The 13,076-nt window shown below is 71.6% G+C and carries 9 protein-coding genes and 1 pseudogene; all 10 read left to right on the top strand.

What is annotated here, in order from left to right; genetic code table 11:
* Positions 1 to 456: urease subunit beta (locus ACFXMF_RS42615; RefSeq protein ID WP_380021133.1), on the top strand; the 456-nt coding region annotated here is incomplete at its 5' end.
* Positions 453 to 2,165, top strand: coding sequence for an urease subunit alpha (locus ACFXMF_RS42610; protein WP_379988547.1), 1,713 nt, complete (start codon positions 453 to 455; stop codon positions 2,163 to 2,165). The genes ACFXMF_RS42615 and ACFXMF_RS42610, both read left to right, overlap by 4 nt.
* 94 nt (positions 2,166 to 2,259) lie before the next feature.
* Positions 2,260 to 3,267: an agmatine deiminase family protein gene (locus ACFXMF_RS42605; RefSeq protein ID WP_360316146.1), complete on the top strand. Its 1,008-nt coding sequence runs from the start codon at positions 2,260 to 2,262 to the stop codon at positions 3,265 to 3,267.
* Positions 3,268 to 3,286: 19 nt separating this feature from the next.
* Positions 3,287 to 4,948, top strand: coding sequence for an ABC transporter substrate-binding protein (locus tag ACFXMF_RS42600; RefSeq protein ID WP_360316149.1), 1,662 nt, complete (start codon positions 3,287 to 3,289; stop codon positions 4,946 to 4,948).
* Positions 4,945 to 5,907 carry an ABC transporter permease gene (locus ACFXMF_RS42595; RefSeq protein ID WP_379988548.1) on the top strand — a complete coding sequence of 321 codons (963 nt, stop codon included), beginning with the start codon at positions 4,945 to 4,947 and terminating at the stop codon, positions 5,905 to 5,907. The genes ACFXMF_RS42600 and ACFXMF_RS42595 overlap by 4 nt, the downstream gene beginning before the upstream one ends.
* A complete protein-coding gene (locus ACFXMF_RS42590) occupies positions 5,904 to 6,761 on the top strand; it encodes an ABC transporter permease (RefSeq protein WP_379988549.1) in 858 nt (285 codons plus the stop codon). The genes ACFXMF_RS42595 and ACFXMF_RS42590 overlap by 4 nt, the downstream gene beginning before the upstream one ends.
* Entirely contained in the window at positions 6,758 to 7,804 is a 1,047-nt protein-coding gene (locus ACFXMF_RS42585) for an ABC transporter ATP-binding protein (protein WP_379988550.1), read from the top strand. Before ACFXMF_RS42590 ends, ACFXMF_RS42585 begins: the two co-directional genes overlap by 4 nt.
* Complete coding sequence (locus ACFXMF_RS42580) at positions 7,797 to 8,615, top strand: ABC transporter ATP-binding protein (RefSeq protein WP_379988552.1); 819 nt, start codon at positions 7,797 to 7,799, stop codon at positions 8,613 to 8,615. The genes ACFXMF_RS42585 and ACFXMF_RS42580 overlap by 8 nt, the downstream gene beginning before the upstream one ends.
* A gap of 796 nt (positions 8,616 to 9,411) precedes the next feature.
* Positions 9,412 to 10,947 (top strand): annotated as a pseudogene (locus tag ACFXMF_RS42575) (M4 family metallopeptidase); the annotation flags it as partial.
* A 232-nt stretch (positions 10,948 to 11,179) separates the two neighbouring features.
* Positions 11,180 to 13,076, top strand: a 1,897-nt coding sequence (locus tag ACFXMF_RS42570) for a hypothetical protein (RefSeq protein ID WP_380021131.1), incomplete at its 3' end; no start/stop codon positions are given.

The raw sequence follows: 13,076 nt of genomic DNA, 5'->3' as shown, positions 1-13,076 counted from the left end.
GGCACCCGGCTCGCCGTGGTGACCGATCCGTTCGGCCATCCCGGTCACGGCGACGCCGCGCCGGGTGCCGTGATTCCGGCGACCGCGGCCGTCGACGGCCCCCGGCCCGTGGTGCGGCTCACCGTGCGCAACACCGCATCGGTGCCGGTCAGCGTGACCTCGCACTTCCACTTCTTCGAGGCCAACCCGCGCCTGGACTTCGACCGGAGGTCCGCCTACGGCATGCGGCTCGCGACGCCCGCGGGTGCGTCGACCCGGTTCGACCCCGGCGCCGACGTCGAGGTCGGCCTCGTGCCGATCGGCGGCGCGCGCGTCGCGATCGGCTTCGCCGGCCTGGTCGACGGAGCGCTGGACGCTCCGGGCGCCAGGGCCGAGGCGCTGCGCCGCGCGGCGGCCTGCGGCTACCTCGGCGCCGAAGCCGACCCGGATCCCATGCCCGGAAAGGAACTCCCGTGAGCGGCAACACCCTCGACGCCGGCGAGTACGCGGCGGTCCACGGCCCTTCGGCAGGAGACCGGATCCGGCTCGGCGACTCCGGGCTCGTGGTCCGGGTCGAGTCCGACGCACAGGCCGTCGGGGACGAGTTCCTGGCCGGATTCGGCAAGACCGCCCGCGACGGCCTGCACCTCAAGGCCGTGACGGTCCGCGAGACCTGCGATGTGGTGATCAGCAACGTCGTGGTGATCGACGCGGTCCAGGGCATCCGCAAGGTATCCATCGGCATCCGCGAAGGGCGCATCGCGTCGATCGGGCGGGCCGGCAATCCGGACACCCTCGACGGCGTGGACATCGTCGTGGGCACCGGCACCGCGATCGTGTCCGGCGAGGGCCTGATCGCCACCGCGGGTGCCATCGACACGCATGTGCACCTGCTCAGCCCCCGCATCATGGAGGCGTCCCTCGCGTCGGGCGTGACCACGATCATCGGCCAGGAGTTCGGGCCGCTGTGGGGCGTCGGCGTCAACTCGCCGTGGGCGCTGCGGCACGCGTTCAACTCGTTCGACGCGTGGCCGGTGAACATCGGCTTCCTCGGCCGAGGTTCGGCCTCGGACCCGGCGCCGCTCGTCGAAGCGCTCGCCGAAGGCGGGGCGTGCGGGTTCAAGGTGCACGAGGACATGGGGGCGCATGCCCGAGCGCTCGACACCGCGCTGCGGGTGGCCGAGGACCACGACGTGCAAGTGGCCTTGCACACCGACGGGTTGAACGAGTGCCTGTCGGTCGAGGACACGCTCTCGGTGCTCGACGGGCGCACCATCCACGCCTTCCACATCGAAGGCTGCGGCGGCGGACACGTCCCGAACGTCCTGAAGATGGCCGGTGTCGCCAACGTCATCGGCTCGTCCACCAATCCCACGCTGCCGTTCGGGCGCGACGCCGTGGCCGAGCACTACGGCATGATCGTCTCGGTCCACGGCCTCAAGACGGACCTGCCCGGCGACGCCGCGATGGCACGCGACCGCATCCGGGCGGGGACGATGGGTGCCGAGGACGTCCTGCACGACCTGGGCGTCATCGGCATCACGTCGTCGGACGCCCAGGGCATGGGCCGCGCGGGGGAGACCGTGCGCCGCACCTTCGCGCTCGCCGGGAAGATGAAGAACGAGTTCGGCCCGGCGGACAGGGACGGGCCGGACCACGACAACGCGCGGGTGCTCCGGTACATCGCCAAGCTCACCATCAACCCGGCCATCGCGCACGGCCTCGCCCACGAAGTCGGGTCGCTGGAGGTCGGCAAGCTCGCCGACATCGTGTTGTGGCGCCCGGCGACCTTCGGCGCGAAGCCGCAGATGGTCCTCAAGTCCGGGTTTCCGGCCTACGGCGTCACGGGCGACCCGAACGCCGCCACCGACAACTGTCAACCGCTGGTGATGGGGCCGCTGTTCGGCGGACACGGCGCGACCCCGGCCGACCTGTCCGTGGCCTTCGTCAGTCGGGCCGCCGCGGACGCCGGGTCGCCCGACCGGCCGTACGACGGCATGACCACGCGCCGCCGCCGGGTCGCCGTCCGCGGCACCCGCGGCATCGGCCCCGCCGACATGATGCTCAACGCCCGCACCGGACACGTGCAGGTGGACGCCCGGACCGGCCTGGTGACCCTCGACGGCGCCCCGCTGCACTCCGAAGCCGCCGACGAAGTCCCGCTCAACCGGCTGTATTTCCTCTGAACCTCCGGCATCCCCGGAAGCCCCGTCGGCCCGCGCCGTGGCGCACCGCGCGGCCCACCCGACACCACACCACACCCGACGAAACGAGAAGCCCGTGACCTACCGCATGCCCGCCGAGTGGACCCCCCACGACGCCTGCCTCATGGCCTGGCCCACCCGGCCCGACCTGTGGGGCGACATGTTCGACCACGCCAAGCGCGAGCACGCCGCCGTCGCGCGCGCCATCGCCGAGTTCGAGCCCGTCACCATGGTCACCGTGCCCGGCGCCGCACAGGAAGCCCGCGAACTCTGCGGAGCCGACATCCGGATCATCGAACTCCCGATCGACGACTCGTGGTTCCGCGACTCCGGTCCGATATTCGTGCTCGACGAGGCCGGTTCGCGGTCCGGCGTCGACTTCCGGTTCAACGCGTGGGGCGGCAAGCACCACCCGTGGGACGCCGACGACAGGATCGCCGCGGCCCTGATCGACGTGCTCGGCGACCCGCGAATCGACTCCCGGATGATTCTCGAAGGCGGCGCCATCACCGTCGACGGCGAAGGCACGCTCATCACCACCGAGCAGTGCCTGCTGCACCCCAACCGCAACCCCGGGATGACCCGCGCCGAGATCGAGGCCGAACTCAAGGCCCGCCTGGGCGTCACCAAGATCATCTGGCTGCCCTACGGCGGGCTCCTCGACACCGAGACCGACGGGCACGTCGACGGTGTCTGCGCGTTCACCGAACCCGGCAAGGTCATCGTGCACCTGCCCGCCGACCCCGAGCACCCCGACTACGTGCGCCTGCGTGCGAACCACGCGGTGCTGGCGGCGTCCACGGACGCCCAGGGGCGGCCGTTCGAGATCGTCGACGTCCCCCAGGCCGCGTTCGTCGAGTGGGGCGGGCAGCGGATCGAGGTCTGCTACCTCAACTTCTACATCGCCAACGGCGGCGTGGTCGTGCCGGTCGCCGACCACCCGCAGGACGCGGACGCGCTCGCCGTGATCCAGGCCGCCTTCCCCGACCGCAAGGTCGTCGGGGTCCCGACCCGCACCGTCGCGTTCGGCGGCGGCGGCGTGCACTGCATCACCCAGCAGGTCCCCGCCACGCACACCCGATGATCGCCGAAGGAATCCTCCGATGAAGACACCCGGATCCAATCCCCTCGGAAGAGCGCGGCGACTGCGCCGAGTCGCGCTGCCCGCAGCCGCCGCGGCGACCCTCGCGCTGGTCGCGGCCTGCTCCGGGCCGCCCAAGCACGACCCGGCCCGACAGGCCGCGAACTACCAACTGTCCCCGGGCACTCCGCCGGCCAAGGGCGACATCGGCTCGTTCCGCTGGGCGCTGTACGCCGAACCGCTGACCCTGGACTACATCGCGGCGTTCGACTACCCGCAGAACACGGTGTTGTCCAACGTCTGCGAGAGCCTGATGCGTTGGACCCCGCAACTGACCATGGAACCGGGCCTGGCGGAGAAGGCGTCCAACCCGGACCCCACCACGTGGGTCTACGACCTGCGGCCCGGCGTGAAGTTCCACGACGGCTCGGTGATGACCGCCGACGACGTCGTCTACAGCCTCGGCCGGCAGATGAACCCCGACCTGGGGGCCGCGTGGGCCGATTCGTTCGAGAACGTCGACACCGTCACCGCCACCGGACCGCTCCGGGTCACCGTCAAGCTCAAGCAGGCCGACTCCCTCTTCCCCCAGCTCATGGCCACCGCCGCCGGCGTGGTGGCGAGCAGGAAGGGCGTCGAGGCCGCCGGCAAGGACTACGGCACCACCGGTGGCCTCGACTGCACCGGCCCGTACAAGCTCGGCGACTGGGCCAAGGGCCAATCCCTCAAACTGGAGCGCTTCGACGACTACCGAGGCGCCAAGGCCAAGGCCGGGACCGTCGAGTTCAAGTTCCTCACCGACGCCTCGGCGCGCACCAACGCGATGCTCGGCGGCGAGGTCGACGGCGGCTTCCTGGTCCCCAGCGAAAGCTACGAGCGGCTGCGCACCAGCGGCGCGGGCACCCTGTACTTCGGCGAGGGCCTGAGCACCCTCAACGTCAACGTCACCAACATCCGGGGCACCCTCGCCGACGTGCGGGTACGCAAGGCCCTGTCGATGGCCCTGGACCGCCCCGGGATCGTGCGGACCGCGCTCGCCGGCAACGGGAAGACCACCGGCTCGATCACCCCGCGCGCGGCCTGGGCGGGTGCCCCCGCCGACGCGCAGGCCGCCGCGTTCGACCGACTGCCGCCCGACGCACAGGACATCGAGCAGGCCAAAAAGCTCGTCGAGCAGGCCGGCGCCAAGGGCAAGACGGTCACCGTCGCCACCAGCCCGATCGGCCAGGACGTCTCCCTGGTCGCCACCGCGATCCAGGACGCCGGTACCAGGATCGGCCTGAAGGTCGAGCTGAAAACCATCGCCCCCGACGCCTTCTCCGCGCTGTTCACCGACCCCAAGGCCCGCGAGGGCATCGACATGTTCCCCGAGACGTACTACCTGTCCGTCACCGACCCGGTCGACCTGCTGCGGAACTTCCGCACCGGCGGCTACCAGAACCACGCCGGCTACAGCAACGCCGAGTACGACGCGCTGATCGCGCGGATCACCGAGACCTACGACCCGGCGCAACGGTTCGCATTGGAGGCGCAACTCCAACAGCAGGCCGCGGCCGAGGTGTTGTGGATGCCGATCGCCGAGTGGCCGTCCACGGTCTTCCTGAACAAGCGGATCACCGGCGCGCCGACGACGATCTCGTACATGTACTACCCGTGGGCGGCGGATGTGGGGGCCGCGGGGTGAACTTCGTGAGATTCGCCGTCCGGCGGCTGTTGGAAATGGCCGCCACCCTGCTCGGCGCTTCGTTCGTGGTCTTCGGCGCGATGTACCTCGCGCCGGGCAATCCGGCGAGTTTCCTGCTGGGAGGGCGGTCGGCGTCCCCGGCCGCCCTCGCGGCGATCGACAAGCAGTACCACCTGAACGACCCGTTCATCGAGCAGTACCTGCGCTGGCTCGGCAACATCCTGCACGGAGACTTCGGCCGGTCGATCGAATACCGCACCGACGTGTCGCACCTCCTGTCGTCCCGACTGCCCACCACCCTGCTGCTGGTCGGCATGGCCCTGATCATCGTGGTGGTGCTCGGGCTCGCGCTCGGCTGGGCCGGTGCGGTGCGCGGCGGCGCGACCGACTCGACGATCCTGGTGGGCACCACCTTCGCGATCGGCACCCCGGCGTTCGTCGCGGCCATCCTGCTCCAGGGCCTCTTCGCGGTCGAACTCGGCTGGTTTCCTTCCGGCGGGAGCGGCAGCGGCGACGGCATCGGCGCCATGTTGTGGCATTCGACGCTGCCGGCCATCGCGCTCGCGCTCTACCTGGTCGGGATGCTCGCCCGGGTGACCCGCAGCGCCATGCTGGAGGAACTGGGCTCCGAACACGTCGCGGTGGCCCGCAGCCGAGGTGTGCCCGAACGGCACGTGATCAGCCGCCACGTCTTCCGCAACGCGCTCGGCGCGGTGTTGACCACCGGCGGGTTGATCGTCTCCAGCCTGCTGGTGTGCACCGTCCTGGTCGAGACCGCGTTCAGCGTCGGCGGCGTCGGCCAGCTCCTCGAACTCTCCTCCACCACCAAGGACTTCCCCGTCGTCCAGGCCATCTCCCTCATCATCGTCGGGCTGTTCATGACCGTGAACCTGATCATCGACCTGCTGCTGCCCGTCGTCGACCCGCGGATCACTCTGGGAACGAGGGCCACCGCATGAGCACGACCCTGACCCGCCGCCCCGGACTCGCGCGGCTGCGCGCGGCCGGACACAGTCCCCTGTACGCGGTGAGCGCCGGCTTCGTCGGGCTCGTCGTCACGGTCGCCCTGCTCGCGCCGTGGATCGCCCCGTACGGCCCGAACACCGTGGAACTGGGCGGCGCCCTCGGGGCGCCGTCCGGCGACCACCTGCTCGGCGTCGACGCGGCCGGCCGGGACACCCTGTCCCGGCTCGTGGTCGGCGCCCGCACCTCGCTCCTCGGCCCGCTCGGCGTCGTGGTCCTGTCCACGATCGCCGGCGGCGCCGTCGGCGTCATCGCCGGCTGGCGGGGCGGATGGACGGACTCGGTGTTGTCGCGTACCACCGAACTGACGCTGGCCTTCCCCGGACTGCTGCTCGCCATCCTGTTCACGTCGGTATACGGCGAAGGGCTCCTCGCCCCGGTGGTCGCGCTGTCGATCGCCTACGTGCCCTATGTCGCCCGACTGGCCCGCTCCCTGGTGCTGGCCGAACGCGAACGCCCGTACGTGGCCGCCTATCGGGTCCAGGGCCACTCGGGCACCGACATCTGCCTGCGGCACGTGGTCCCCAACATCGCCCCCGTCGTCCTGGCCCAATGCACCGTCAACTTCGGCTACGCGCTGATCGACCTGGCCGGCCTGTCCTTCCTCGGCCTGGGCGTACCCGCCCTCACCCCGGACTGGGGACGCATGGTCTTCGACGGCAAGTCCGCGATCCAGAGCGGCTATCCGCTGTCCGCGATCGTCCCGTGCCTGGTGATCGTGCTGACCGTCGTCGCGTTCAACGTGGTCGGCGAACGCTGGGCCGACAAGGTCGCCGGGAGGGACCGATGAACACCACGAAGCACAACCCCGCAGGCACGCCGCGGCCCGCGGCCGAACGGGCCGCGGACACCCCGCCTGCGGCCCTGGACATCCGCGGACTGCGCATGCGCCTGCCGCGCACCGCCCGCCCGGTCCTGGACGGCGTCGACCTGACCGTCGGCCCCGGCGAAACCGTGGCCCTGGTCGGCGAATCCGGTTCCGGCAAGACACTCACCTCGCGCACCGTGCTGCGCCTGCTCCCCGGCGGCGCGACCACCGAGGGCACCGTGCACGTGGCGGGCGACGACGTGCTCACCATGAACGCCCGAGAACTGCGCCGCCTGCGCACCCGGACCGCGGCCATGATCTTCCAGGACCCCCGCGCCGCCATCAACCCGCTGCGCCGCATCGACGACTTCCTCACCGAGAGCGTGCGGCTCAACAAGATCATGACCCCCGCCGCCGCGAACGCCCGCGCCGTCGAACTCCTGGAAGCCGTCGGCCTGACCGCCGACGCGCTGCGCCGCCATCCCGGCGAACTGTCCGGCGGCATGCTGCAACGGGTGATGATCGCCGCCGCCCTGATGGGCGACCCGGCCCTGCTGCTGGCCGACGAGCCGACCACCGCGCTGGATGTGACCACCCAGGCCGAGGTCGTCGCGTTGCTCGGCGACCTGCGCGCACGATTCGGCACGGGGTTGTTGTTCGTGACCCACGACCTGGGTCTGGCGGCGGCGATCAGCGACCGCGTCTACGTCATGTACGCGGGCCGGATCGCCGAAACCGGGCCCGCCGCATCGGTGTTCGCACGGCCCCGCCACCCCTACACCAAGGCGCTGCTGGACTCCACGCCCGACCTGGACGCCCCGCGGGGCCGACTCGCCGCCATCGACGGGCAACCCCCGGACCTGCGCCGGGAACTGACCGGCTGCCCGTTCGCGCCGCGCTGCGCACACGCGGACGAGGTCTGCACCGTCGAGGCGCCCCGGCGCACGCCCGCACCCGGCGAGCCCGCGCACACCGCCGGCTGCCACCACAGCGACCGTCTCGAAGGGACCCGCGGCGATGCCTGACCCCCTCCTCGAAGTCCGCGGACTGTGCCGCACGTTCGGCGACGTGCGCGCCGTCGACGACGTCTGCTTCACGCTCCCGGACGGAGGCTCGCTGGGGATCGTCGGCGAGTCCGGCTCCGGGAAGACCACGACCGCCCGGATCATCGTCGGGTTGGACCGCGCCGACGCCGGGCACGTCCGCGTCCGCGGGCAGGACCGGACGGCGCAGCCCCGCGGCCGCACCGAACGCCTGGCCCGCGCCCGGCAGATCCAAATGGTCTTCCAGGACCCGTACCTCTCGCTCGACCCGCGCACCGGCGTCGAGGCCGTGCTCCGCGAGACGCTCAAACTGCACAAGCCCGGCACCGACCCGGCCCCGCGGATCCGCGAACTCCTCGACCAGGTCGGTCTGGGCACCCGAGCCGCCGACGCGCTCCCTCGCGAACTCTCCGGCGGACAGCGGCAACGCGTCGCCATCGCCCGGGCACTCGCCGTCGAACCGACCATCCTCGTCCTCGACGAGGCGGTCGCCGCGCTCGACGTGTCGGTACAGGCACAGATCCTCAACCTGCTCGCGGACATCCGCGAGCAGACCCGGATCGGCTACCTCTTCATCACCCACGACCTCGGCGTGGTCCGCTGCGTCACCGACGACGTCATCGTCATGCGCCGTGGCCGGGTCGTCGAATCCGGCCGCACCGCCGACGTCCTGGCCCTCCCGAACCACGCCTACACCCGCCTGCTCATGGCCTCCGTCCCCCGCCCCGGCTGGAACCCCCACGCCATCGGCACGGCCCGCCGCGCACTCCAGGCCACGGAGCCGACCACATGACGCCGTCGGCGCGGCTGTTCGTCGGGCGGCCGGCTATGCCTTGACCGGGCCAGTTCCTCGACCCCGCGTTGCACGCGGACGTCTCGGAGGGACGCGGGCCGTATCCGTAGGGCAGTTCGCGCCGGCCTCCGCGTGGGCGGAGTCCGCCCACGCGGCGCTCCCGGGCACGGGCGTCGAATCCGGCCTCTCGGACGTGCGCGCGCGGCACGCCGCCGACGAAATCCTCGACGGGATCGGGGAGATCGGTGTCCGCGGCGCCGCCGACCCCACCGCCGACGGCCACGAATTCGCGCCGTCGTGCCCCCGCGCGCCCGTTGTCCGACCTGCTCACACCGCCTACGGCTCCCCCGTGGGGCGGGCGCGAGCAGCGGACCGACACCCGGGGATCGGCGGCGGACCCGTCGTCCGGAGGCAGGAAGGTGGCGGACCGACGACGTCGCCTGTTTCCGGACAGTGCGGACGCGGCGTGGCAATGGCCGAGCCGGATCCGCCTTCGACCGATCGGGACGGATGGCCGCGTCCGGATCTCCTCTTGCGCCAACTCCCTTTCGCAGGCGCCTGGTTGCCGGGGCGGAGAGCGGATCGCCCGCGGCGCTCGGCGGGTGCGCGGATGGCGTTGTTGACAGAATGTGCCGGGCCGATCACATTCGTTGACCATCGACTTGTGCCCGTGTGAGCGTTTCGTTCGCTCGGGCACGAACCCGGCGCACGCGACGGTCGGTCCCGCTCACCCCGCGGAGCCGACCGACGAGACCGGACTCGTGGTCGAGGTTTGTCCTCTATCGAAGGAGCCTCGATGAAACGCAGCACGGTGACGGTCGGGTCAGTCCTGGCCTTACTCGCCGGCCTCGTGGTCGGTACCTCCCAGTCGAACGCGGCGACTCCGCCCCCCGCACCGGGTCTGGCGGCGGCGGTGGCCGCCGCCGACCGGGCCACCGCGGGCGGCCTGGACGTCCTGGCCAAGGGCCCCGACGAGAGCTACGTGCGGCAGCAGGTGACCCCGTGGGTCGACGACCTGTACTCCGTGGCCTACGAGCGCACCTACCGCGGGCTGCCCGTGGTCGGCGGGAGCGCCGCGGTGCTGGCCGACGGCAACGGCACCGTCCGGGCCGCCGAGTCGGCCACCGATCTGCGGATCAACGTCCCCGTCAAGCCGACCGTGGGCAAGGGGGCGGCCGAGAACGTCTCGCGTTCGCGACTCAAGGTCGTCGACAAGGTCGAGTCGCGACGCCTGGTCGTACGCGTCAAGGAGAGTTCCGCGAACCTGGCCTGGGAGACGGTGCTGATCGGCAGCACCGAAACCGCGCCCAGCCGGCTGCACGTCTTCGTCGACGCCCGCTCGGGGCAACTGCTCGACTCCTACGACGACGTCAAGGGCGGCTCCGGCACCAGCCAGTGGAACGGCCCCAATCCGCTGACGATCAACACCAGCGGCAGCGCCGGCAGCTACAAGACGATCGACACCACTCGGCCCGGCCTGTCCTGCGCCGACTACAGCGCCGGCGTCTTCACCAAGGCCACCGACACCTGGGGCAACGGCAACGCCACCAGCAAGGAGACCGGCTGCGTCGACGCCCTGTGGGCCGGCCAGAAGCAATGGAACATGCTCCGCGACTGGCTCGGTCGCAACGGTCACAACGGCACCGGCGGAAGCTGGCCGGTACGTGTCGGGCTCCCCGCGATCAATGCCTACTGGACCGGTTCGCAGATCCAGATCGGCCACAACCAGGGCAACCAGTGGATCGCGTCCATGGACGTCGTGGGTCACGAATTCGGGCACGGCATAGACCAGTTCACCCCCGGCGGCGCCGGTACCGAGGCGGGCCTGGGTGAAGGCACCGGCGACATCTTCGGCGCGCTCACCGAGGCGTACACCAACGAGCCGTCGCCCTACGACCGCCCGGACTACCTGGTCGGCGAGACGGTCAACCTGGTCGGCAACGGTCCGATCCGCAACATGTACAACCCCTCGCTGGTCGGCAACAACCCGAACTGCTACAGCTCTTCGATCCCGGGCACCGAGACCCACGCGGCGGCCGGGCCGCTGAACCACTGGTTCTACCTGCTCGCCGAGGGCACGAACCCCGGTGGCGGCAAGCCCACCAGCCCGACCTGCAACAACACGCAGCTCACGGGCACCGGCATCCAGACCGCGGGCAAGATCTTCTACGGCGGCATGCTGCTCAAGACGAGCGGCATGACCTACAAGAAGTACCGCACCGCGACCCTGAAGTCCGCCAAGGCGCTCGACTCCACCTGTGGCCTGTTCAACAAGACCAAGGCCGCCTGGAACGCGGTGAGCGTCCCGGCCCAGCCCGGTGACCCGACCTGCCCGTGATGCCCAACGCACCACGATAGGCATCCGGTCCTTCGACGAGGCCGCGGCCCCCGCCGCGGCCTCGTTCGCCGAGCCGCCGGCCGGCACCGATGGCACGCTCCGACGGAGGTCTTCGCTCACGATCGTGCGCAGCCGGATGTGGTCGGGTCGACAGTCCCGATGTCGGGCCGGTGTGATGGGGTGGAACCCGGAATCCGGAAGCCGAACAGGGTGAGTGTGGGGGCGCGTGGTGTCGGGAGTTCAGGTCACGAACAAGGCTCGACTGGTGGGGCTGTTGTTCGAAGGAGCCGCGGTCGGCGACCTCGGTCGGGTTCGCCGTCGCATCGGCGACGAGGTGATCGCCACGCTGCTCGGCGACGGGCAACTCGCCCCGAGCCTGCGCTCGGCGGCGACCCTCGACCCCGATCCGTGGGTCCGGCGAGCCGTCGCCGTCAACGGGCCGGCACTGACCGCGGTCGATCTGGGCGCGCTGTTGGCACAGCCCGACCCCGTCGTCGATCGCATCGTGTACGCACACCCCGAGGCAACCGCGTGGATGCGCCGGGTGGTGCTCACACCGGGCCGATACGGCGGGGAACCGCATCCGTTGGCCGCGTTGCACACCGAACTGCTCGCGCTGCCCGCCGAATCCGCGTCGCAGCGCCGACTCGGCGCGGCGGTGGTCGCCGATCGGCCGGATTTGGTCGCGCACGCGTTGCGGGTGTGCGCCGGGACGCTGACGGTCGCGGAGGAACTGAGGGGGCTGCTCTCGCTGCAACGGTTCGGCGGGGACGCGTTGTTGCCCGAGGCGGTGCGGCACGTGCGGCCCGAGGTCGGCGCGCTCGCGGGGACGGCCGACGCGGACCTGGTGGCCGCGGTCGCCGAAGCCGAGGGGGCCGTCGGGCTGATCGCCGAATTGCGGTCCGGCATCCGGCCGACGACCTGGCGGCGTACGGTCGACTGGGCCGCGGTGACCGAAGCGCATCGGGAGGAGCCGCTGCCGGAGGCGATCGCCGCGGTGCTGGCGGCCGACGTCGACGCTCCGGAGGACCTGCTCGTCGCGCTCTACGCCGCGTATCCCACGGCGGTCGGCCCGGTGGCCCGGCCGACGCCGGCCGTGCTGCGCGCGGCGATCGATACGCCCAGGCACCCCGCGCTGGCCCGAATCGCCGCGCTCACCCGCGACTGGGCCAAGCCCGCCGACGTGGCACGGATCATCCACGAGGTGACCCCCGCCCGTACCGCCGTGGCCACCCTGCTCGAACTCCCGGACCACGCCGAGCTGCGCGATCTGCTGCACCGGCACCTCGGCGCGCATGCCGACCGCTGGCACACGCTGCGGGCCACGCTGCCCCGGCATCGCGCGGCGCTGCCCGCGTTGTTGGCCGAGATCGAGGCGGGCACCCTCACCGCGCCGGCGGACCCGGTCGGCGGCCCGCCGCCGACCCTGACCAAGCCCTACCGATACCTGCTCACCTCGACCGACCCGGACGACCTGCGTGAGCTGTTGCCCGCGCTGCCCGACGCGTTGGTCCGCGACCTGCTCTCCAGCGGCTCGCTGCCGCAGCGCGTACACGAGGCGGCGATCACCTCCACCGATCCGCGGGCCTGGGAGGCGATGGCTCGCAACATCGGCTTGGACGTCCGCGAACTGGCCCGACTGGTCGCCAAGCAGGTCCCGGCGGTGGACGCCGTCGCGTACATGAGCATGCGCTCGACCCCGTCGCTGCGCCGCACCATCGCCCGTCGCGTGCCGCTGGATCCGGGTCTGTGCAAGGAACTGCAGGCCGGGGGCGATCGCCGTACCCTGCTCCCGCTCGTGGCCTGTGGCGAACCCCAACTGGCGGCGCGGGCCCTGGAGTTCGGCTGCCGCAAGATCGCCCAGCAGTACGCGTACATCAAGGTTTGGGAACGGCACGGCCCGGACGGCGTCGAAGAGTTGCTGGCCGCCGCCGGCAACGGCACCGCCACACAGATCCGCAAGCGGGTGGAGGCCGCGCTCAAGGCCGAGGACGGCCTGGCCGACCTGCGTGCGAGCGGCGAGCCGTACGACGACCCGGCCACGTTGCCGCACCGCTTCCAGACCCGGACCAGTCGCACCACCGTGCGCGACCTGGTGCACGAGCCGTACGCCCACGACTTCC

It is taken from the genome of Embleya sp. NPDC059213 (assembly GCF_042754445.1).
In the GTDB taxonomy this organism is placed as follows: Bacteria; Actinomycetota; Actinomycetes; order Streptomycetales; family Streptomycetaceae; genus Embleya.
Note: the sequence above shows the minus strand (reverse complement) of the source record. Positions and strands in the feature narration are given on the sequence as shown.

Excerpts from the sequence above, each read along its gene's own strand:
- ACFXMF_RS42580 (WP_379988552.1), top strand. The coding sequence starts at position 7,797 with ATGCCTGACCCCCTCCTCGAAGTCCGCGGACTGTGCCGCACGTTCGGC.
- ACFXMF_RS42585 (WP_379988550.1), top strand. The coding sequence starts at position 6,758 with ATGAACACCACGAAGCACAACCCCGCAGGCACGCCGCGGCCCGCGGCC.
- ACFXMF_RS42600 (WP_360316149.1), top strand. The coding sequence starts at position 3,287 with ATGAAGACACCCGGATCCAATCCCCTCGGAAGAGCGCGGCGACTGCGC.
- ACFXMF_RS42590 (WP_379988549.1), top strand. The coding sequence starts at position 5,904 with ATGAGCACGACCCTGACCCGCCGCCCCGGACTCGCGCGGCTGCGCGCG.